The sequence below is a fragment of the Aeromonas sp. QDB20 genome, assembly GCF_027707805.1.
GTDB lineage: Bacteria > Pseudomonadota > Gammaproteobacteria > Enterobacterales > Aeromonadaceae > Aeromonas > Aeromonas dhakensis.
Genome location: NZ_JAPCJC010000029.1, coordinates 24,647 through 45,840, shown reverse-complemented (window position 1 = coordinate 45,840; position 21,194 = coordinate 24,647). Strand labels below are relative to the sequence as shown.

Here is a 21,194-nt window from a genome sequence, read left to right as displayed (position 1 = left end):
AGGGTACCACCAATCAGCAGTTGGCCACCTCTCGCCATTCATCCATGAGTGTCGCACTTATTATCTGAATTCCCGTGTGACATGAAAAATACAATTATTTCGATAGCGTTTATTTCAATTCTTTTAGCTGGTTGTTCAGCAACAAAGGACTGGTCTGCAACAGGAGGAAGTAAAGCCGATGGAGTTATTAGACTGTCATATGAGTTTGGTCAGTTTGAGGTCCCTCAGGTAAGTGAAGAACAAGCAATTTTATTAGCAGCTAAGAGATGTGCTGTATGGGGCTATACCAATGCCGAAGCTTTCGGGGGGATAACAAAACAATGTAATATGTCTGACGGTTTTGGTGGTTGCTCAAGCTGGATTGTAACTAAAGAATATCAATGTACTGGCTCTGCAGCTCAATGAAAACCCAAGTTTTGAGTGGTAATACTTTGTTACCACTCATCATCTAGTTAACTCGCTATTTCTTGATGGAGTAATTGCAATTGCAAAGTAAGGTTGGGTGATAGTCCATGCTATTCAAAAGAATAAAGATGACACATCTGTTAAATATAAGATGCTTCACTAACTTAACTTCCCCTCCTGTTCTGAAAGTAAAAAACCACCCGCATAACGGGTGGTTTATTTATTCTCCCAGAATGAACCAGAGAGATTTAACTCACAACACCAATCACCCCAACGGCGGCGTCCGTGGCGGCACCATCCGCTTGCTGCCGGTGGACTCGAAGGCAGAGGCAAAGCGCAGCAGCTTGTTGTCGTCATAGGCGCGACCGGCGAAGGTCAGACCCACCGGCATACCGATATCGGCCATGATACCCATGGGAACGGTGACGGTCGGTACGCCGAGGTGGCGAATGGCGAGGTTGCCGTTGGCAACCCAGATGCCGTTGCTCCAGGCGATATCGGCGGAGGCAGGATTCACATCCGCATCAGCCGGGGCGACGTCGGCGACGGTCGGGAACAGCACGGCGTCGAGCTTGAGCCCGTCCATCCAGTCCTCCAGATCCAGCTTGCGGGTCTTCTCCAGCCCACGCAGGCCGTCCGGCACCGAGGCAATCTCGTCGAAGCGTTTCAGGCCGCGCTTGGCCATATTGACGTACTCGTCCATGCCCGCCGCCAGATCGCCCTCGCGGTTCGGCAAGGTGCCCGGATCGTGGGGGAAGATCTGGGGACCATCGACATCAGCCAGCTTGTTGAGTTTGGGATCGCCGTTGGCGCGCAGGAAGTCGTCGAACGCCCAGCCGGAGAGCTCCCACAGCTCGTCGTTGAGAAACTCCGGGCTCACGATACCGCGATTGAACACGGTCGGCGCGCCGGGTCGGTCCCCTTCACAGTTGGAGACCAGCGGGAAGTCCACTTCGATGACTTCGGCGCCAGCGGCTTCCAGCGCCTGACGGGCCTGCTCCCACAGGGCGATCACGGCCTCGCGGGTATGGATGCGCTGACCGGTCGGGCCGCCGATACCAGGGTTTTCGCTGGTGCCGGCCAGTTCATCCTTGTTGATAAACATGCGCGGCACGCCGAGGCGCTTGCCCTTGAGGGCATCGGCTTTGGCAGCCAGCTCCAGATAGGAAGCCGGACGCACCTCGGACGCCTTGGGGATCTTGACCCAGGGCTGCAAGCGCCAGAGATCGCCACGGGTATCGCTATCGTCGGCGACCACTACGTCGAGCACTTCCAGCAGATCATTCATGGTGCGGGCGTAGGGCACCACCACGTCCATGGTCGGGGTCAGCGGCCAGTTGCCGCGCACCGAGATGACGCCACGGGACGGGGTGTAGGCACACAGGCCGTTGTTGGAGGCGGGGCCACGGCCGCTCGACCAGGTCTCTTCAGCCAGACCAAAGGCAGAGAAGCTGGCGGCGGTGGCGGTACCGGCACCGTTGGAGGAGCCGGAGGCAAACGGCGCGGTCAGGTAGTCGGCGTTATAGGGGCTCTCGGCACGGCCATAGACGCCGCGCTGCATGCCGCCATTGGCCATGGGGGGCATATTGGTTTTGCCAAGGCAGATGGCCCCGGCGGCGCGCAGGCGCTCAACGGTAAAGGCATCGCGCTGGGCCACCAGATCCTTGAAGGCCGGGCTGCCGGAGGCAGCAGTCAGCCCCTTGACCAGATAGCTGTCTTTGGCGGTGTAGGGGATGCCGTCCAGCGGCCCCAGAGTTTCGCCACGGGCGCGACGAGCATCGGAAGCCTGCGCCTCTTTCAGCGCATCGGGATTGGACACCACGAGGGCGTTGAGGCGGGTTTGTGTCTCGGGGCCGTTGTAGGCCTCGATCCGGGCCAGATAGGCCTTGACCAGTTCGACCGCAGTGGTGCGGCCTGCTTCGAGCGCACCGCGCAGCTCGGCAATGGAAACCTCGGTCACTTCGATCATGGGGATCTCCTGTAAAAGAGTGACTGTTTGTCATGATGATCGCCGCATCTGCGCCGGCGACCATCACGTCATCAAGAGAGAAAACCCCACGGCGTGGGGTTTTGAATACTCACCGGAACCGGTTTACGACCCGTCGCGAGCGGCCGTCAGCAAGGTGAAGAGCAGCGCAGGAACTGGAGCGTATAAACATACGTGAGCCCTCGGTTTCACATAAGCGAGCAGCACATGAGCCTTGATCACGGTCTCGCAGCAGGATCGTCATCCGGTTCTTATTTGCCGGACGGGATCTGCTGGGTAATGCAGTGAATATTGCCACCGCCCAGCAGGATCTCGCGGGCCGGTACGCCGACGACCTTATGCTCCGGGAAGATCTCTTCCAGAATGCGCTGGGCTTCGCCGTCGGTGGCGGCATCCAGCAGCGGGTAGACGATGCGATCGTTGGTGATGAGGAAGTTCACGTAGGAGCCGGCCAGACGCCCTTCTGCCTCGCGCGGCACACCGCTGCCGCTCTCGACACCGGCAGACTCTTCCTGAGTGCAGTAGAGCGGGCCCGGCTGGGGCAGCTTCCACACTTTCAGCTTGCGACCCTTGGCGTCGACCGCGGCTTCCAGCACCTTGAGGGCGGCCACGGAGCGCTCGTACTGGGGATCGTTCTGGTCGTCAGTCCAGTGCAGGGCCACTTCACCCGGACGCACGAAGCAGCACATGTTGTCGATGTGGCCGTCGGTCTCATCCATGTAGACGCCTTCGTCCAGCCAGATAAAGCTCTGCACACCCAGATAGTCGCGCAGGTGCGCTTCGATCTGCTCTTTGCTCAGGTGCGGGTTGCGGTTTTCGTTGAGCAGGCACTCGGCGGTGGTCAGGCAGGTGCCTTCGCCGTCGACGTGGATGGAGCCCCCTTCCAGAATGAGCGGCGCATCGTAACGGGCCATGCAGTGCTGTGCCAGCATCTGGGCCGCCACTTGCTCGTCTTGATCCCAGGGGTAGTAGAGACCACCCTTGTGACCGCCCCAGGCGTTGAAGCCCCAATCCACCCCACGGCACTCGCCGGCCGCGTTGGTGACTATGGTGGGGCCGCTGTCGCGGGCCCAGCAGTCATCGCTGTTCATCTCGACCAGGGTGACGTGGGCGGGCATGATGGCGCGAGCCTGCGCCATAAACTGGGCCGGCACCCCCATAAAGACCGGGGTGGCTTGCCCGATGGCATCCGCCACCTTGGCGAAGGTGGCTTGCGCGAAGCGACCGGCCTCACGCCAGTTGTCCGGGCGAAACGGCCAGATCATCCAGACGGCCTGCTGGTGTGCCCACTCGGCGGGCATGGTGAAGCCGTCAGCGGCCGGCGTGGTGTTCATGGTCTTGATGCTCATCGCAAGGCTCCTTGCATGGATTGAGACCCCGCTGGCGTGAAAACGCGGCGCGGGGATCCTGGAAAAATAACAGTGGTCGCAGTGTAAGAAGTTGCGCTCACATCCATCAAATGAATAGGATGGATTGTCCCATAAGCCTGGCAAATAATCTTGATGAAACTGCACCAGCTCGACCTCAACCTGCTGCTCGCCTTTGACGCCCTGATGGCACAGGGCAGCGTCACCCGCGCCGCCGAAACCCTCTTTATCAGTCAGCCCGCCATGAGCCATGCGCTCAATCGCCTGCGCACCTTCTTTGGCGATCCGCTCTTGGTGCGCACCCCGCAGGGGATGCTGCCGACCCCGCGCGCCCAGCGGCTGCACCTGGGAGTGCAGCAGGCGCTGCGGCTGCTGGAGCAACAGCTCAGCGACGAGGAGGTGTTCGAGCCGAGCCAGTCGAAGCGCCGCTTCGTGCTCTGCACCACGGATTACGTGGAGTGCGTGCTGATCCCGCCGCTTATCCAGCGCCTCAAACGGCTGGCGCCCGGGGTCACCATCGAGATCCGCATCCTGCGCGACACCTTGCCCGAAGCCGAGCTGGCGAGCGGCGAGATAGACCTGGTTCTGGGCTTTGACGAATACATGCAGGTGCCGGGGTACCTGGGCAAGGAGACCTGGCTCACCGAGCCGCTGGCCGGGCTGGTGCGCGCCGATCTGCCGATGGCCGCCCCGGGCCTCGCAGAGAGTGGGGATGACCCGGCGCTGCCGGCCGAGCGCATCAGCTTGTCGCAGCTGATCGAGATGCCCCACGTGTTCCACTCGCCCCTTGGCACCTCGGAGGCGAGTCTGGATCGCTATCTGAAAACGCTGGGGTTCAGCCGCACCATCTCGGTCAACAGCCAGAGCTATATGTCCGCCGCCGCCATCGTCAGCCAGAGCGATCACCTGCTGGTGTTGCCCAGCATGGTGGCCGAGCTGCTCGCCAGCCACTGGCCGCTGAAAAGCCTGCCACTGCCCGAAGATGTGCCGGATTATCACCTCAACTGCGTCTGGCACCCGGTGCATGCGCAGCAACCGGCCCTGGTGTGGCTCAAGAATCTGATGAAAGAGCTGGTTAATCCGGAGTAACCCGGCTGGGTGTACCCTCCCCCTCATCCCCAACCCTTCTCCCGCAAGGGGAGAAGGGGGCTGGTTCCGTGCCACTCGCGACATGGCTGACAACCTGCCTGCCGGGGTGAAGCATATCCATCCCACCAGCACATCGACCTATCGACTCATCAGTTCATCAGTTCATCAGTTCATCAGTTCATCAGTTCATCAGTTCATCAGTTCATCAGTTCATCAGTTCACCAGTTCACCAGTTCACCAGTTCACCAGTTCACCAGTTCATAATCCCAAAATTCCACCCAGGCCCCGAGATGATCGACAAGATGACCACTGTCACTCGATCTGTCCCCTCTCCCTCTGGGAGAGGGCCAGGGTGAGGGGAAGCAACTCTCTCTGTCACCAGACAGGAGAATGGCTATATCTAATAGGGTCAAATAGCTCTGGATAGGCACCATGAGAACCCATCCATTTGCCAAGCGCATGAGGCGAGAAGCCACCCTTGCTGAACAGAAGCTGTGGCTGCAATTACGCGACCGCCGTCTGGCCGGGGTGAAATTCCGTCGCCAGATGCCCATCGGGCCCTACATTGTCGATTTCATCTCTCTTGAGCAGAGGCTGATCATCGAGGTAGACGGGTCACAGCACAACGAACCGGCAGGGCGGCAATATGATGGTGCAAGAACGGCCTGCCTCAATCAGCAGGGCTTTCGGGTGATCAGGGTGTGGAATAACGATGTGTTGAGTCGGATGGAGGCCGTACTGGAACTTCTTTTGCACTCATTGCGCTGAGCAGAGCCCTCCCCCTCATCCCCAACCCTTCTCCCCCGAGGGGAGAAGGGGGCAAACAACCCGGCTACGCGTGACCTCCCCATAAACAACCATGGCTCCCGCGGGAGCCATGGTTGTTTATGGGCGAGGCATTACGCCCGCAGGGCCGTCATCAACTGGGTGACCACGCCGCCCAGCAGGACGGGGTCGGGGCGGCACTGGGCGAAGGTGACCAGGCCTTGGATGTTGATGAGCAAAAAGGCGGTCAGGGTCGGGATGTCTCGCCCGGCCGCCAGCTCGCCGCGCTCGAGGGCCAGGCTCAGCACCGCGGCCAGATCCGCATCCAGCTCGCCATAGATGGCCTTGAGCTTCAGGTGCAGCTCCTCGTCCTGCTCCGCCAGCTCCATCAGGGTGCGGGTCACCAGACAGGTGCCGCAGAGGGCGTCGTTCACCACCTGCTCGAGGTAGGCCTGCACCCCCGCCAGCGGGCTCGCGGCGGCGAAGAAGCTGCGCCGCAGGGCGCTCTTCTCCTGCACATAGTGGTCGACCGCCGCCAGCAGCAGGCCGCGCTTGTTGCCAAACGCCGCGTAGAGGCTGCCCGGATGCAACCCGGTCGCCGCCACCAGCTCCTGCATGGTGGTCTTGGCGTAACCCTTGGCCCGAAATGCCTCCATGGCATTTCGCAAGACGTCGTCCCGGTTGAACTCGGCGCTGCGCATGGTTTCTCCGTTGAAAAAGCGGATTCACCGGCCTGGGGCCGGCGAGGGGAAATAAGAGGGCGGCAAGTTTACCCCAGCGGGACGGCAACACCAACCCATGTTGAATGCTCGTTCAAAAAAGACTTGCACACAAAACAAAAAACGTCTTGAATGCACGTTCAAGAATCACTCCCTCAGGACAGACGATCATGAATACCCTGTTTCAGCCCTATCGCCTCAACGACACCCTCACCCTCGCCAACCGTTTCATGATGGCTCCCCTCACCCGCTGCATGGCAGGCCCGGGCCTGGTGCCCACCGAGCAGATGGCCGCCTATTATGCGCGCCGCGCCGACATCGGCCTCATCATCTCCGAAGCCACCATCATCCGGCCGGACGGGCAGGGCTACCCCAATACCCCGGGGATCTACAACGCCGAGCAGATCGCCGGCTGGAAGAAAGTGACCGGCGCCGTGCATGCCAAGGGCGGCAAGATCTTCGCCCAGCTGTGGCACGTGGGTCGTCTCTCCCACCCCTTCTTCCACCACGCCGAAGTGCTGGCCCCCTCCGCCGTCGCCCATGAGGGCACGGTGCCCCGCATGCGCGAGCTGGTCTATCAGGTGCCGCGCGCCCTGACCGAGAGCGAAATCGCCCAGCTGGTCGAGGATTATGCCCAGGCCGCCGCCAACGCCATCGAAGCGGGCTTTGACGGAGTGGAGATCCACGGTGCCAACGGCTACCTCATCGATCAGTTCCTGCACCACGCCAGCAACCTGCGCACCGACAACTACGGCGGCAGCCCCGAGAACATGAGCCGCTTCGCGCTGGAGGTGGTGGATGCCATCAATGCCCGTATCGGCGGGGATCGGGTGGGCCTGCGCCTCTCCCCCGGCGCCTATGTGCACCTGGAAGGGGATGCCCGGGATCGCGCCGTGTTCGACCACCTGCTGGCCGAGCTGAACCAGCGCAACCTGGCCTATGTGCACCTCGGCATCTTCGATGACAACCTCACCTTCGACTACCTGGACGGCCGCGCCTCTGACTACCTGCGCGCCCGCTACGACGGCCATCTGGTAGGGGTGGGCAACTACAGCGCCGAGACCGCAGCCGAGGCCATCAAGGCCGACCGCTTCGACCTGGTCGCCATCGGTCGCCCGCTCATCGCCAACCCGGACTACCTCGCCAAGGTGAAACAGGGCGATGCCCTGGTGCCCTATGCCGACACCATGCTGGCCGAGCTGGTCTAACGCTCGCCGGCACCTTGCCTGACCAAGGATGGGATCCGCGCCCTCGCGCGGGTTTCCAATGTTTGGGCCCCTCTCGGGCCCTTTTTTGTGCCCGCTTGTGATACCCGTCGGTTTCGCGATCCCTCACGAACCCAATAAAAAGTTGCTAGTAACAACTAGTTGGCTATATTGGTTGTTGATGACAACCAAATAGGAAGCCCTGATATGGATCCCCGCCCCCTGCGCGCCCTGTCGCGCGATCTGGTTCGCGAACTCGGCATGCTCTCCCAACAGTGCGGCGAACTGGCGCTCAGCCCGCTCGAAGCCCATCTGCTGATCGAGCTGGAGAGCGGCCCCGCCACCAATCAGCAACTGGCGGAGCGGCTGCGCATCGACAAGTCCAACGCCAGCCGCCCGCTGGCCCGCCTGGCCGAGCGCGAGCTCATCAGCTGGCATCCCCATCCGTCCGATGGTCGCAGCAAGGAGGCGCGCCTCACCATCGCCGGTCAGGCCCAGCTGCTGGATCTGCATCAGGAGATGGACAGCGCCATGGAGGAGACCCTGGCCCAGCTCACCCTCGCCGAGCGCGAGCAGCTGTGGGAAGGCCTGCGCCTCTATCGCAGCGCCCTCTCCCGTGCCCGTCGCCAGCAGGGCTATCGCATTCGCCCCATCACCCCGGCCGATAACCCTGCCATCGCTGCCGTGGTGCGCGCCGTCTCCGCCGAATACGGCCTCACCGCCGACAAGGGCTACGGCGTAGCGGATCCCAATCTCGACTTTCTCCATGAAACCTACCTGGGTGAGCGCAGCCGCTACTGGGTGATCGAGGGACCCGATGGCTCCATTCTGGGCGGGGGCGGCATAGCGCCGCTGGCGGGGGAAGAGGGGCAAGTCTGCGAGCTGCAGAAGATGTACTTCATGCCCTCCCTGCGCGGGCTGGGACTGGGGCGACGGCTGGTACTGCAGGCGCTGGACGAGGCGCGCGTGCTCGGCTATCAGCGCTGCTACCTGGAGACCACCGCCGTGCTGCGTGAGGCCACCGCGCTCTACGAATCCCTGGGCTTCGAGCACCTGCCGGGGCCGCTCGGCAGCACCGGCCACGATGCCTGCGAGATCTGCATGGTGCTGGCGCTCGTGCCAGCAGAGTAAATGTGAGTTCCTATCCCCCCTCATCCCAACCCTTCTCCCTCAAGGGGAGAAGGATGTCAGCAATAACTAATGGTGGATGGGCCCTCTATCTCACCTAAACCCGTTGGGTGTAGTGATCAAAAGCGATGACCTTTTGATATCCCTCTGATTCGTACAGCGATTTTGCTGGTTGATTGGAGATGGATGTTGCCAGTTTTACGGTTAGTGCGTCTGTCTCTTTGGCAAAGCTGGCTACTCGTTTTAACAGAGCTCTTGCCACCCCCTGCTGGCGAGCTGACTCGGCGACAAAGAGATCGTTGAGATACCACATCCGCTTCATGGCAACGGATGAAAAGGCAGGGTAGAGCTGGACAAATCCCATGGTTTCCCCCATCTCATGGCGAGCAAGAAAGATCACTGAATCTGCGTTGGTGAGGCGCTCAGCAATAAACCCGGCTGCGGCACCATGATCCGGTTCCTGCCCATAAAATTGACGGTAGGCATCAAATAGATAGCTAGTTTCTTCAAGATCGGCCGGGGTAGCCTGGAAAATGTACATGCAATGTCCTTATTGCTGTTCATGCTGGAATCTTCGTGGCGAAGAGGGGCCGTATATTGGCACCATATGGTAAACAACTGACTATTGGGGTCAGGAAGGAAAATAGAACCAGGCCGTTTTGATAAGGCCGGCCTCCACCTCGAACACCGCCATGCTTTCGATGGGCTCGGGGGAGAGTCCATAAATCAACTCGTGATCAAACACCTTGTTGCCGATGACGGTGCGCGCCAGCAGCTCGGCCCGCAGGGCCGGGTTGTTGAAGCGATGTTCGGCATAGAAGGCGCTGAGCGCCTCCTTGCCCACAGTGCTCGGGCTCTCCGTCGGCATCCGGTACCCCTTGAACGCATCGGAGAAGCAGGCCAGGAAGGCCTCGAGATCGTGGGCGTTGTAAGCGTTAAATTGTGCCTCGACGGGCAGTTCGACCGACATGTATCCCTCCCTGAATCATGTGTGAGCCTCCTTTATAGGTGGCATTGCTCCCCTTGTCGACGGGTGACGGCGGCGCTCCCCACCTCCGAGTCCTGTTCGCCATCCAAAAAGAGACCCCGCCGAAGCGGGGTCTCGATTTATCTTGTCTGCCTGTCGGCAAGCCCTTGTCAGTGCTCGCGGGTCTGGCGGAACTGGACGTCGGCGTGACGCTCCTGGGCCAGGCGCAGGTTGACCATGGTCGGCGCGATGTAGGTGAGGTTGTCACCGCCATCCAGCGCCAGGTTGACCTCGTTCTTGCGCTTGAACTCCTCGAACTTCTTGACGTCGGTCCCTTCCACCCAGCGGGCGGTGGCGACGTTGACCGCCTCGTAGATGGCCTCGACGTTGTACTCGCTCTTGAGGCGCGACACTACCACGTCGAACTGCAGCACACCGACCGCACCAACGATGAGATCGTTACTGATGAGCGGACGGAACACCTGCACCGCCCCCTCTTCGGAGAGCTGCACCAGCCCCTTGAGCAGCTGCTTCTGCTTGAGCGGATCGCGCAGGCGGATGCGGCGGAACAGTTCCGGCGCGAAGTTCGGGATGCCGGTGAACTTCAGATCCTCACCCTGGGTGAAGGTGTCGCCGATCTGGATGGTGCCGTGGTTGTGCAGACCGATGATGTCGCCGGCGAAGGCGTCTTCCGCCTGCTCCCGGTCACCGGCCATGAAGGTCACGGCATCGGAGATGTTCACGTCCTTGCCGATGCGCACGTGGCGCATCTTCATGCCCTTGGAGTAGGTGCCGGAGACGATGCGCATAAAAGCGATACGGTCGCGGTGTTTCGGATCCATGTTTGCCTGAATCTTGAACACGAAACCGGAGAACTTCTCCTCGGTCGCCACCACTTCGCGGCTCTCGGCCTTGCGCGGCATGGGGGCCGGCGCCCAGTCGGTCAGGCCGTCCAGCATGTGGTCGACACCGAAGTTGCCGAGTGCGGTACCGAAGAAGACCGGGGTCATCTCGCCGGCGATGAAGGCGTCGTGATCGAACTCGGGGGAGGCGCCCTGCACCAGCTCCAGTTCACCGCGCAGCTGGGCTGCCAGATCGTCGCCGATAGCCGCGTCCAGCTCGGGGTTGTTCAGCCCCTTGACCACCCGCTTCTCCTGGATGGTGTGGCCCTGACCGCTCTGATAGAGATAGGTCTCGTCCTTGTAGAGGTGATAGACACCCTTGAAGGATTTGCCGCAACCGATGGGCCAGGTGATGGGGGCGCACATGATGTTGAGCTCACGCTCCACCTCGTCCATGACCTCCATGGGATCGCGCACTTCGCGGTCCAGCTTGTTCATGAAGGTGAGGATGGGGGTGTCCCGCAGCCGGGTCACTTCCATCAGCTTGCGGGTCCGGTCTTCAACACCCTTGGCGGCGTCGATGACCATCAGGCAGCAGTCGACCGCCGTCAGGGTACGGTAGGTATCTTCGGAGAAGTCCTCGTGACCCGGGGTATCGAGCAGGTTGACCAGGCAGTCGGCATAGGGGAACTGCATCACCGAGGTGGTGATGGAGATACCACGCTGCTTCTCCATCTCCATCCAGTCGGATTTGGCGTGCTGACCCGAGCCACGGCCCTTGACGGTACCGGCGCGCTGAATGGCCTGTCCGAACAGCAGGACCTTTTCGGTGATGGTGGTTTTACCCGCATCCGGGTGCGAGATGATCGCAAAAGTGCGTCTCTTGGAGACTTCACTCAGAAATTCAGCTGACATAATTCAACGTTCTTCTATTGGGCGGCGGCCTTGGCCACCGTGGGAATAATTCCGGGATGCCGCATTGACTCACGGTCCGGCATGGATACGCAACGGGCCACTCGAGCGGGCATCAGATCCGCCGGTGGAGAGAGGAAGAGGGTTGCGTTACATGGGTCTTCTCACCTGAGCCAAAGCAAAATTGCGCGACATTATACCCGCGCGAGTGAAAAATACCCAGCCCGGCTTTGCAGGGTGGTGCACCCTATTCGGCCCGCATCACCTGGTTACGGCCCGCCTGCTTGGCCCGGTACATGGCCTCGTCGGCCCGCTGCACCAGCCCCCCCAGGCTCTCGTCGAGAGGGCCTTGCTGGGCACAACCGATGCTGACGTTGACAAAACGCCCCTCCGGCATCCCCTCGATACGCAGCTGGGAGACGCGATGACGGATCCGCTCCGCCACTTCCATCGCCTCGTCCAGACAGGTATCGGGCAGCAGCACCAGAAACTCTTCGCCGCCGTTGCGCCCCACTCTGTCCAGCGAACGCAGCTGGGCGGCGATGCACTTGGCCACGGCGGCCAGCACCAGATCCCCCACGTGGTGGCCCAGCTGGTCATTGACCAGCTTGAAGTGATCGATGTCCAGCAGCAGCACCGAGAAGGGCTTGCCCTGCTCCCGCGCCTGTCTGAACCAGTTCTGGCCCTTGTTCTGGATCTGGCGGCGGTTGTGCAGCCCGGTCAGATCGTCGGTCATGGCGAGCCGGCGCATCTGGCGGGAGCGATTGAACTGGTGCAGCGCCAGCATGCCCATCACCAGCAACAGCAGGGCCACCACCACGTACTGCCAGTGGCGCCGCTCCTGCAGCTGCTTGAGCTTGGCCTCCTGCAGCAGCTGCTTGGTCTTGAGGGCCTGGTTCTCCAGCTCCTTGCGGGCCAGGTCGAACTCGAAGCGCATCTGCAACGAGCGCTGCTCCCTGAGCACCCGTTCCAGCGAGTGCTTGGTCTCGACAAACAGCTTGAGGTTGCTGAGGGCGGCGCTGATCTGCCCCTGCTGCTCCAGGATCCGCGCCCGCACCTCGTAAACCCGCGCCAGGAAGCGCTGGTTCTTCTCCTTGACGAAGATGGGTTCGGCGTGGGCCAGATAGTAGAGCGCCTTGGTCGGGTTGCCCTGCGCCGCCTCCGCCATCCCCATCACCAGTTGCCAGTGACCCAGGGTCACGCTGTCGGAGCTCTCGCGCCCCTGCAAAATGGCATCCGCCTGGCGCAACTTGCTCACCGCCTCGGTCACCTTGCCCTGATTGAGCAGTATGGTGGCGATCTCGATCCGGACCCAGGCCAGCAGCCCCTCTTTCTGCTGAGAACGATAGAACTGCTCGGCCATCTTCATCAGCGGTAGCGCCCGGTCATACTCCCCCATCTCGGAGTAGAGCAGCCCCTGCTGGGAGCGGATCCTCACCAGCGGCTCCTGGGCACGCAGGGCGCTGTAGTCATGAGCCAGCTCTTCGAAATACCCCTCGGCCCGCTCATAGAGCCCCATCCGCCGATAGGCGTTGGCGATCTGGGCCAGCACCTCCCGCGCCTTGCCATCCAGCCCCAGCGACTCGAAGCGCTTGTGCGCCTCGATAAGCTCCATCAGCCCCTCCGCCAGCTCCCCCTGATAGGCGTACATGTCGCCGCGCAAGCTGAGGATGTCCGCCTCCTGCACCCGATCGCCGAGCCGGCGGGCCAGCACCAGCGCCTGCTGGTAGTCCTCCTTGGCCTGCTCCATATTGCCGAGCATCTGCTGATGAAAGGCGCGGCAGGCCAGCAGACCTGTCTCGGTGATCCTGTCCTTGCGGGCCCGGGCACCGGCCAGCTCACTGTCGGCAAAGTCCACCACGGCACGGTACTCGTCGTCCCACTCGGAAGGCATGGCCCAGCACTGCAGCCGCACGATGCGCCCCTGCACGTCGGGGGGATAGGCTTCCTTGCTCGCCACCAGGGCGGCGATGCGCAGCCGGAACATGCGATCGGGCTGGAACCCCTCCTCCAGCAGCTGCAACTCGCGGGAGAGCTGGGGCTCGGTCAGCGGCGCCCGGGCCGCCCAGGCGAGGGGCGTACACAATCCCGTCAGCAGGATCAGGGTCATGATGCGTTTCATGCCGGTTCGGTTTCCCCTCAGGTGGTGCTAGTACACGAATATGCTCACTCCCCCCATCATATCTCGCCTTGCAGCAACACACAGCAACCATGGAAAAAGAGAGGAGATAGGCCAGTTCCGGCAGGCTCTCACGCTGACCGAACGCGCCCCTTTACAGATGGAAAATCAGCATCGACTATAGGCGCCATCCAACACAGGGAAGCGCAGGTTGATGACACATCAGGAGCTGCAGGCGGCCTACGACAAGCTGCTGCAGGAGAACGAACGGCTCAGGCGGGTCGCCGACGATGCACGGGAGAAGCTGGAAGCCGCCATGGACGGCACCGGCCTGTGCATCTGGCAGAATCACGTCCCCACCGGTAAGCTCATCATCTTCAACCGGCGCTGGGGTTCCATGCTCGGCTACCAGCCCAAGGAGCTGTCGGCCCACTTCGACGTCTGGCGCGAGCATCTGCATCCGGAAGACAGGGAGCGGGTGCTGCAGGCCTTCTTCGATCACCTGAGCGGCAAGAGCCCGTTTTATCAGGTGATGCACCGGATGATCGCCAAGGACGGCAAGACCACCTGGGTGCTGGACCGGGGCCGGGTGGTAGAGCGGGACGCACAGGGCAACCCCGTTCGGGTGATGGGCACCCACATCGACATCACCCACGAGAAGGAGTACGAGCAGCAGCTTGCCCGGCTAGCCCACCGGGATCCCCTCACCGGCCTTGCCAACCGCACCGCCCTGCAACGCAAGTTCAACCAGGGTTTCAAAGCCATCTGCTTCATCGATCTGGACGACTTCAAGCAGGTCAACGACAACCTGGGCCACCGCGCCGGCGACGAGCTGCTGATCGCCCTCACCCGTCGGCTGCGCGCCTGTTGCGAGGAGGGGGTGAAGATAGGCCGGCTCGGCGGCGACGAATTCGTACTGCTGCTGCCCTGGGCCAGCGACGATCCCCGCACCAGCCAGCTGGCCAGCCAGTGCATCGACGCCATCGCCACCCCGTTCGAGCTGCCCAACGGCGACGCCTCGGTGGGCTTGAGCATGGGAATTGCGGCAATCCGGCCGCAGGATGATTTCAGCACGGCGCTGGCCCGGGCCGATCAGGCCATGTATCGGGTCAAGCGCGGCGGCAAGCGGGGCTTTCATGTCGCCCGGCCGAGCGGCCAGCCGCTGCTGGATCAGGAGCAGGTCAACGAGCGCGGGCTCGGTCACCAGCCCTGCCCCTGAACAGGGTCAGATGGGCAGCGGCCCCATCACCTTGACCGCCCGAATGGCGAAGTGGCTGCTGATGTCGTTGACCATGTCCTGGGACTGCAACCGCCGGATCCATTGCTCATAGGCGGGCAGGTCGGGCACCACCACCTCCAGCAGGTAGTCGTAGTTGCCGGAGACGGTGTGACAGCTGATCACCTCCGCCATGGCCGCCACCGCCTGCTCGAAGGCCTCCACCAGCGGCTCCCTGTGCTGACTGAGCCGCACGTTGACGAAGATGGTGATGCCAAGCCCGAGCTTCTCCCGCGCCAGCACGGCGCGATACCCCCGTATATGGCCCTCCCCCTCCAGCCGCTTCAGGCGCCGGGCACAGGGGGAGGCGGACAAGCCTACCTGCTCCGCCAGCTCCACGGTCGTGAGGCGCCCATCCTGTTGCAGCAAGCGCAGCAGATGTAAATCAATCCTGTCGAGCATCTTGGTGATATCCGGTAAAAATCCCTTTTGGATTGGCTGAAACTAGCAATTACCCCCGAATATCTCAAACAATTTGCCCTGCAACACCCTCCCCCCTGGCGTGATAATGAGCCGGGACACGCCATGGAGGGAGCCCGATGTCATTCGCACAATTACCCCGTTGCAGCGGCTGGGCCGCCGCCCTCGCCACCGTGCTGCTCTGGTCCGGTTTCTTTCTCTCCCTGCGCCTGGGCGCCGAGGAGAAACTGCCGCCACAGGCGCTGGCGCTGCTGCGCTTCGGTATCCCGGCCCTGCTGCTGCTCCCCTATTACTGGCGTCACCGCATCCGTCTGCGCCGCACGCCCCTGCGCTGGCAGCTGGCCATGCTGGCGGGAGCCGGCCTGCCCTTCTTCTGGCTCGGCGCCACCGGCATGCAGCTGGCCCCGGTGGCCCAGGGCAGCGCCCTGATCCCGGGCACTGTGCCCCTCATGGTCAGCCTGCTGGGCCTGCTGTTGTGGCGCGCCCCCTGCCCCCTGCAGCGGTGCTGGGGGCTCGCCCTCATCGCCCTGGCCACCGCCATCCTATTGCTGGGCGGAGAACCGGGATTATGGCAGGGACAGCTCTGCTTTCTGGGGGCGGCCCTGCTGTGGGCCCTGTTTACCCTGGCGGTCAGACGCAGCGGACTGGCGGCTCTGGATGCGGCCGCGCTGGTGGCGGTGCCGTCGGCCCTGTTGCTGCTGCCGACGCTCCTGTGGAGCCCCTTGCCCACCGTGAGCCATGCCAGCGTCTGGCTCTGGCAGGGTCTGCTGCAAGGGATAGGCGCCGGCTTGCTGGCGGCACTCTGTTACGCCCACGCCATCCGCACCCTGGGCGCTGAGGTCAGCTCGGCGCTGGGCTCGCTCACGCCCGTGATGGCGGCCATGCTGGCCTGGTGGCTGCTGGGGGAGAGCGTCACGCCGCCGGTGTGGCTGGCGCTTGGCCTCTTGTGTGTCGGGGTGGTGCTGGCCAGTCTGCCGGCACGGCGGGTTTCAGCTGCGCTGCCAGCGGCGCAACAGGCGACCGCGCAGGCCGCAGTCGAGTAGCCAGCTGTTGTCGAACACCCGCAGCAGCGCCGGTTTGGCGTGGCGGGACATGGCCACCGCGTGGAAGCGGGTCTGCTGCTTGCGCTGGCGGTTCATCCGATCCAGTAGGCTGTGAGGCAGGCTCTGGGCGATAAAGTCGGAGACCACCAGTACGTCCGCTCTGGCAAAGGTGGGGTCATCCAGCTTGATCAGGGCCTTCTCGAGGCAGGGCACCAGATCGGTGCCGCCGTGAAAACTCATGGAGAGGAAGCGCTCCGCCTTGTCGAGCCCTGTGTCGGCGGTGATCTCCAGGGTCGCCACCTCGGTGGAGAAGAGCATCAGGTAGCAGCCCCGCTTCTCGTCCATCGCCACCTTGAGCAGCGCCAGAAACAGCGCCTTGGCGCACTCCTCCGGGTAGCCCCCCATGGAGCCCGAGGTGTCGATGCAGACGATGAAGGGCCCCCGCTGCTGCAGCTGCCGCCCGCCAAGCTCAGGGGTGCGCAGCATGATGCGCTGGCGTGGCAGGGTGCCGCGCGACTGGTAGCTGAGCAGGCGCCGCTCCAGATAGCGGCGGTAGAACTCTAGCTCCAGCTCCGGCAGCGCCAGCATCACCGCCTCGCTCGGCAAGAGCCGCATCAGGTCGCTGGCCGGGTGGATGCCCACCAGATCGTCCGGCACGTCGTCGGTCTGCACCTCTTCCAGCTCGTGCACCTGCACCGGCGGTACCGGCGAGTCGTTGGCCCGGTTGTCCTGCTCGCTGCGCCCCAGCAGGTTGGCGATCTCAGCCAGCAGCGGCTCGCGCTGCAACATGCGGGCGTACTGCTTGACCAGCACCAGGCTGCGCTTGTGCCAGCTGCCCTGCGCCAGATCCCAGAGCCCGCCGGCGGAGATCTGGTTGGGGTCCAGCGCATCAGCCAGGGTACGGCTCGCCAGCAGCTGATCTTCGATCTCCTGGCGCTGCTTCTCCCGCTCCGCCTCGGCGATCTGCTGCTGCAGCTGCAGCAGGCTGCCCACCAGGCTGGTGCGCCACTTCTCGATCAGCAGCTGGCGCTGGCTGTCGGTGGGGTGAGCCATCAGCTGGCGCACCAGGCTGCGCGCCTCGCCGGCGAAGGGGCTGTACTGCTCAAGCCCGTCCAGCAGGGCCGGCAGGCGCCCCATCAGCTCGGCCAGCGGCAACCCCTTGTGGGCCTGATAGAGGCGATACTCCTGCTCCAGCGCCACCGGCACCGGCTTGTGGCGCATCTCCTCCCCCAGCTGATCGCTCCAGCGGCGGATGCGCTTTTGCAGCAATTTGCCCTGCAGCGGGGAGCGTTTGATGAACTCGGAGATCTTGGGGGTGGAGGCCAGCAAGAGCGCCATCTCGCCCGCCAGCTCCCCCTCGCCCATAAGCAGCCCCAGATCCATCATGCCGATCTCAAGCATGGCGACCTCCGCTGGCCTGGCTCACGACCGCCCCCTTCGCGCTCGCCATGACTCAGGCGTCCAGCTGCGGCAGCCGGTCGTGCCACTGGCTGATGTCGGTGCGCAGCTGATCCAGATCCCGGTTCAGCACGAAGAAGCTGTCCTCCACCTGCTGCAACCAGTGACGACCGATGAAGAGGTGCTGCTGATGGCGCTCGAACAGGTTGCGCTGGCGCTTGAGCTCCTGCGCCAGCACGCCGGCTTCTGCCAGCAGCTCGGTCAGGGCCGCCTGCCAGGGGGTGATCACCACCTCGGGAATGGGGGTACGCTCCACCAGTACCAGCGGGATCTGCTGGCGTTGCAGATCCAGCACGTGCAGGCGCAGCTCGTCGTCCAGCACCAGCTCGTAGTGGCCCTCCTTGGGGTTGCCGAGCGGCCAGCCCACCAGCGACTCGCCGGTGGGGTGCCAGTGGGAGAGCAGGGTGCGGTCGAACACCAGCGTCTCCACCAGCCGCTCCGGATCGTCGCCATCCAGCGCCGCCGGGGTGAGCAGATGGAAGTGCACCAGCTTGCCAAACGGGCGGGCATTGGCCAGCGGGATCTGGATGCCGCGGGCGCGGCGCCCGAACCACTGCTGGCGCTTTCTGGCCTTGCAACACAGGCGCTGGGCCACGCTCTGTTTGAGCTGCTTGAACTTGTCCCGCAGCCCCATCAGCTGACGGGTCATGGTCAGCTGCTGATAGCCGTAGAGGCGGGAGAATTCGGTCATCATCTCCAGCAGGGCGGTGCGCGAGGCCTCGTCATGCCAGAGGCAATCCTTGAACAGCAGCAGATCGAGCGGGGCCACCTCGTCGCGGCCGTTGAAAAACGCGCTCGCCTTGATCAGCCGCACGGCCTTCTTCCAGCGCCGATCCGACACGTAACAGCTGTGGGCCAGCTGGCTGTCGAGCTGCTGGCGCAACTGATAGATGAGCTCGAAGCAGTCGTCCGGCAGCCGGACCCGGTCGATCTGCTCCTGCCACTCCAGATACTCGTCGCCGTGGATCTGCACCGAGGGCGGCAGATTCTGATGGGACTGACCATCGCTGGCCAGCATGGCCTGGAAGTTGGCCTTCTCCTGCACCCGGTCCATCCAGATCCGCACCAGCATGCGGTCGTAAAGCGCCTCCAGCCCGCTGTCGGGGGCCGGCAGCTCGTTGGAGGCGGTCACCAGCAGCCGCATTGGGATGGGGTGCTGGCTGTCGCCGTTGCGAAACTGCCGCTCGTTGATGGCGGTGAGCAACGTGTTGAGGATGGCGGGGCCCGCCTTCCAGATCTCGTCGAGAAACACCACCTCGGCCTCCGGCAGGTAGCCGGCGGTGAGCCGCAGGTACTTGCCGTCCTCCTTCAGCGCCTGGATGGAGAGGGGGCCGAACACCTCCTCCGGCGTGCTGAAACGGGTCATCAGGTACTCGAAGTGACGCGCCTCATGAAAGGCCAGCTTGAGGCGCCGCGCAATCAGGCTCTTGGCGATGCCGGGCGGGCCCAGCAGAAACACGCTCTCACCGGACAGGGCAGCCAGCAGACCAAGCCGCAGGGCATCCTGGCGCTCGTAAAGCCCCTCGCCGAGGGCCGACAGCAGGCGTGGCAGCCGTTCGTGAATGGGGGCGAGACGAAGATTCTGTGATGCTAAAGGTGGCATAGGCGCACTTCCGATACTGGGGTTGTCTGGAACCGGCACACCCGCGACGCGATCGAAGGTTCCCTGTCCTGCTTGTTGTATTGTCGGGAGGTCGCCTCTGGCTCGCACCGGTCGGTTGCCGGGCGCCGGAGCGCCTCTCCTGGCTAAAACATACCGCAAAAGATGCAGCAAAACGCGTTCGAGTGTACCCTGCGCAGAGCTTTTTTCATCAATGCAGATCAAGACTGAGTCATCGCCCATGCAAGATCCAGTGCAGCTGACCACAGCGCGGGAACCCGTCCCCGCGCAACCAGACCAGGCATCCGGTCGCCTGCGGCAACACCTACTGGCCCGGATGGGCATCCCTAGCTGGCAACTGCGCCGGCCGGCCCTGCTGGCGGGCCATCAGGCTGCGCCCGCACCGGCCAATGAGCCCCAGGCAAATCTGCAGGAGGCGGCCCCCGCCCCGGCCGTGCCGAGCGAGCCGCCGAGCGGCAAGCTCTGGATCCTGGCGAGCCGGCTGCCGGCCCCCGGTCTGCTGGCGGATCTCTGCCAGCTGCTCGGCATCGGCAGCGACGAGGTCAGCCTGCTGAGCAGCCTGCCCGCCGGCCACACCCCTCCCCTGCTCTGGCTGGAGGCGGCCGATCCCGCCTGGCCAGAGGCTCTGATCTGCCCGCTCACCCCCAGCCCGGCCCAGAAACGGGCCCTGTGGCAGCAGCTCAAGGGGCGCCTCGGCTGACCAGCCGGGCGCCCTGCCTCTCTCTTCGTTCAGCCGCCCCGACCCGGAGCCACCATGGTGCAATTTCGTCCCCTGCTCGAGACCGACTTCGAGCTCGTCTACCCCATAGAACAGGCTGCCCACAAGGAGCCCTGGAGCCAGGCCAATCTGCTCTCCTGCTTCGGGCCACGCTATCTCAACGGCCTGCTGCTGGTCGACGGCCAGCCGGCCGGCTTCTACATCTCGGATCTGGTGGCAGGCGACAGCTCGCTGATGAACATCTGCGTGCACCCCGACTTTCAGGGCAAGGGGCTGGGGCGGGCGCTGCTCAGGGAGTACCTCACCCGCAGCAAGGCCAACCAGGCCGAGGCCTGGTTCCTCGAGGTGCGGGCCGGCAACAGCACCGCCATCAGCCTCTACGAGAGCGAGGGGTTTGCCGAGTACTGCCGGCGCGCCGACTACTACGGCACCGGTCAGGATCGGGAAGATGCCGTGCTGATGTCCCGCCTGTTCGACTTCGGCTAAGCCGCCACGCTACATCTGCAGCACTAGAGCAGCGGCGCGTTGTCGAGGGCCGGATCCTGCAGGCTTTGGGTGGTGTGCAGCACCGCCTCGAAGCCTGCGGCGGAGAGCGGCATGAAGAAGCCGCGCTGCCAGGTCACCCCGGGCATCCAGATCTGCTGGATATCCACCACTATCTTGATGGGCTTGAGCGGCTCGCCCGGCTGCTGCACATAGATGCCGGGCGGGGTCGCCACCTGCGGGAAGCGGCGCAGTATCTGCTCGCTGCCATCCCCGGCATTCGGGTTGAGGCGCACCTTGACCAGCCGGGCCAGCACAGGCGCCATCTCCTCTGTCTGCCACAGGGTGGTATCCAGCAGCTTGCAACGCCGGCATTTGGCGCGCTCGATCACGTAGAGCAGCGGATAGCCCTTCTGCAGGGCCAGCTGCTGCGCCTGGGCGTAGCCTTCGGCGCCGCTCAGCCAGGGGTTGTCCTCCTCGCTACCCGTGCCTCCCAGCGTAAACCAGAGCCCGCCGGCCCCCGCCAGCAACAGCAATACCCCGGTCACCACCCCCTTGATACCGACACTCATTATGCTCCCTCCCTGAATGGCTCCACACGTCAGCCACCATCATGCCTCAAGCGCCCCTAATTGACGACTTTGTGATCCAAGACAAATGGCGAACACTT

The 21,194-nt window shown here is 63.3% G+C and carries 20 protein-coding genes; 9 read left to right on the top strand and 11 right to left on the bottom strand.

Features of this window, described 5'->3' with window-relative positions; translation table 11 throughout:
- Positions 1-81: 81 nt before the first annotated feature.
- Positions 82-405, top strand: a complete 324-nt coding sequence (yecR, locus tag PG897_RS21035) for a YecR family lipoprotein (protein ID WP_080761069.1) — start codon at positions 82-84, stop codon at positions 403-405.
- Positions 406-670: 265 nt separating this feature from the next.
- Here the strand turns inward: yecR and PG897_RS21030 are convergent, their stop codons facing one another.
- Together PG897_RS21030 and aguA are read right to left on the bottom strand one after the other, a co-directional pair.
- Complete coding sequence (locus PG897_RS21030; RefSeq protein WP_043172081.1) at positions 671-2,374, bottom strand: amidase; 1,704 nt, start codon at positions 2,372-2,374, stop codon at positions 671-673.
- A 269-nt stretch (positions 2,375-2,643) separates the two neighbouring features.
- Complete coding sequence (gene aguA, locus PG897_RS21025; protein ID WP_043172079.1) at positions 2,644-3,741, bottom strand: agmatine deiminase; 1,098 nt, start codon at positions 3,739-3,741, stop codon at positions 2,644-2,646.
- A gap of 153 nt (positions 3,742-3,894) precedes the next feature.
- Between aguA and PG897_RS21020 the strand changes: the two genes are divergently transcribed.
- A complete protein-coding gene (locus tag PG897_RS21020) occupies positions 3,895-4,848 on the top strand; it encodes a LysR family transcriptional regulator (protein ID WP_043172077.1) in 954 nt (317 codons plus the stop codon).
- Between the two features lie 432 nt (positions 4,849-5,280).
- The gene (locus tag PG897_RS21015; RefSeq protein ID WP_201882802.1) at positions 5,281-5,616 is read left to right on the top strand and encodes an endonuclease domain-containing protein; all 336 of its coding nucleotides are present in this window, start codon (positions 5,281-5,283) and stop codon (positions 5,614-5,616) included.
- A gap of 131 nt (positions 5,617-5,747) precedes the next feature.
- Here PG897_RS21015 and PG897_RS21010 read toward each other — a convergent pair whose 3' ends face one another.
- Entirely contained in the window at positions 5,748-6,314 is a 567-nt protein-coding gene (locus PG897_RS21010; protein WP_005308958.1) for a TetR/AcrR family transcriptional regulator, read from the bottom strand.
- 188 nt (positions 6,315-6,502) lie between these two features.
- Here PG897_RS21010 and PG897_RS21005 point away from each other — a divergent pair, with 188 nt between their 5' ends.
- On the top strand, positions 6,503-7,540 hold the full coding sequence (locus PG897_RS21005) for an alkene reductase (RefSeq protein ID WP_043169189.1): 1,038 nt from the start codon (positions 6,503-6,505) through the stop codon (positions 7,538-7,540).
- A 204-nt stretch (positions 7,541-7,744) separates the two neighbouring features.
- Positions 7,745-8,668 (top strand): bifunctional helix-turn-helix transcriptional regulator/GNAT family N-acetyltransferase, encoded by a 924-nt coding sequence (locus PG897_RS21000; RefSeq protein ID WP_043169190.1) that lies wholly within the window; start codon positions 7,745-7,747, stop codon positions 8,666-8,668.
- Positions 8,669-8,762: 94 nt separating this feature from the next.
- Here PG897_RS21000 and PG897_RS20995 read toward each other — a convergent pair whose 3' ends face one another.
- From PG897_RS20995 to PG897_RS20980, 4 genes are all read right to left on the bottom strand, one after another.
- Complete coding sequence (locus PG897_RS20995) at positions 8,763-9,206, bottom strand: GNAT family N-acetyltransferase (protein ID WP_043169191.1); 444 nt, start codon at positions 9,204-9,206, stop codon at positions 8,763-8,765.
- 90 nt (positions 9,207-9,296) lie between these two features.
- Complete coding sequence (locus PG897_RS20990) at positions 9,297-9,635, bottom strand: nuclear transport factor 2 family protein (RefSeq protein WP_005308945.1); 339 nt, start codon at positions 9,633-9,635, stop codon at positions 9,297-9,299.
- A gap of 167 nt (positions 9,636-9,802) precedes the next feature.
- On the bottom strand, positions 9,803-11,392 hold the full coding sequence (gene prfC / locus PG897_RS20985) for a peptide chain release factor 3 (RefSeq protein ID WP_085947086.1): 1,590 nt from the start codon (positions 11,390-11,392) through the stop codon (positions 9,803-9,805).
- A 241-nt stretch (positions 11,393-11,633) separates the two neighbouring features.
- Positions 11,634-13,496, bottom strand: a complete 1,863-nt coding sequence (locus PG897_RS20980; RefSeq protein ID WP_043169193.1) for a diguanylate cyclase — start codon at positions 13,494-13,496, stop codon at positions 11,634-11,636.
- 223 nt (positions 13,497-13,719) lie between these two features.
- Between PG897_RS20980 and PG897_RS20975 the strand changes: the two genes are divergently transcribed.
- Positions 13,720-14,724 carry a sensor domain-containing diguanylate cyclase gene (locus PG897_RS20975; RefSeq protein WP_043169195.1) on the top strand — a complete coding sequence of 335 codons (1,005 nt, stop codon included), beginning with the start codon at positions 13,720-13,722 and terminating at the stop codon, positions 14,722-14,724.
- A gap of 6 nt (positions 14,725-14,730) precedes the next feature.
- Here PG897_RS20975 and PG897_RS20970 read toward each other — a convergent pair whose 3' ends face one another.
- On the bottom strand, positions 14,731-15,183 hold the full coding sequence (locus PG897_RS20970; protein WP_043169196.1) for an Lrp/AsnC family transcriptional regulator: 453 nt from the start codon (positions 15,181-15,183) through the stop codon (positions 14,731-14,733).
- A 137-nt stretch (positions 15,184-15,320) separates the two neighbouring features.
- Between PG897_RS20970 and PG897_RS20965 the strand changes: the two genes are divergently transcribed.
- On the top strand, positions 15,321-16,244 hold the full coding sequence (locus PG897_RS20965; protein ID WP_017787534.1) for a DMT family transporter: 924 nt from the start codon (positions 15,321-15,323) through the stop codon (positions 16,242-16,244).
- Here the strand turns inward: PG897_RS20965 and viaA are convergent.
- On the bottom strand, positions 16,191-17,645 hold the full coding sequence (gene viaA, locus PG897_RS20960) for an ATPase RavA stimulator ViaA (RefSeq protein ID WP_043169198.1): 1,455 nt from the start codon (positions 17,643-17,645) through the stop codon (positions 16,191-16,193). The genes PG897_RS20965 and viaA overlap by 54 nt on opposite strands.
- 52 nt (positions 17,646-17,697) lie before the next feature.
- A complete protein-coding gene (locus PG897_RS20955; protein WP_026140972.1) occupies positions 17,698-19,305 on the bottom strand; it encodes an ATPase RavA domain-containing protein in 1,608 nt (535 codons plus the stop codon).
- Positions 19,306-19,543: 238 nt separating this feature from the next.
- On the opposite strand from PG897_RS20955, the gene PG897_RS20950 reads away from it, so the two are divergent.
- Complete coding sequence (locus tag PG897_RS20950) at positions 19,544-20,023, top strand: DNA polymerase III subunit psi (protein ID WP_043169201.1); 480 nt, start codon at positions 19,544-19,546, stop codon at positions 20,021-20,023.
- Between the two features lie 54 nt (positions 20,024-20,077).
- Complete coding sequence (gene rimI / locus PG897_RS20945) at positions 20,078-20,527, top strand: ribosomal protein S18-alanine N-acetyltransferase (protein ID WP_043169204.1); 450 nt, start codon at positions 20,078-20,080, stop codon at positions 20,525-20,527.
- 23 nt (positions 20,528-20,550) lie between these two features.
- Here the strand turns inward: rimI and PG897_RS20940 are convergent, their stop codons facing one another.
- On the bottom strand, positions 20,551-21,096 hold the full coding sequence (locus PG897_RS20940; protein WP_043169207.1) for a hypothetical protein: 546 nt from the start codon (positions 21,094-21,096) through the stop codon (positions 20,551-20,553).
- Positions 21,097-21,194: the final 98 nt, after the last annotated feature.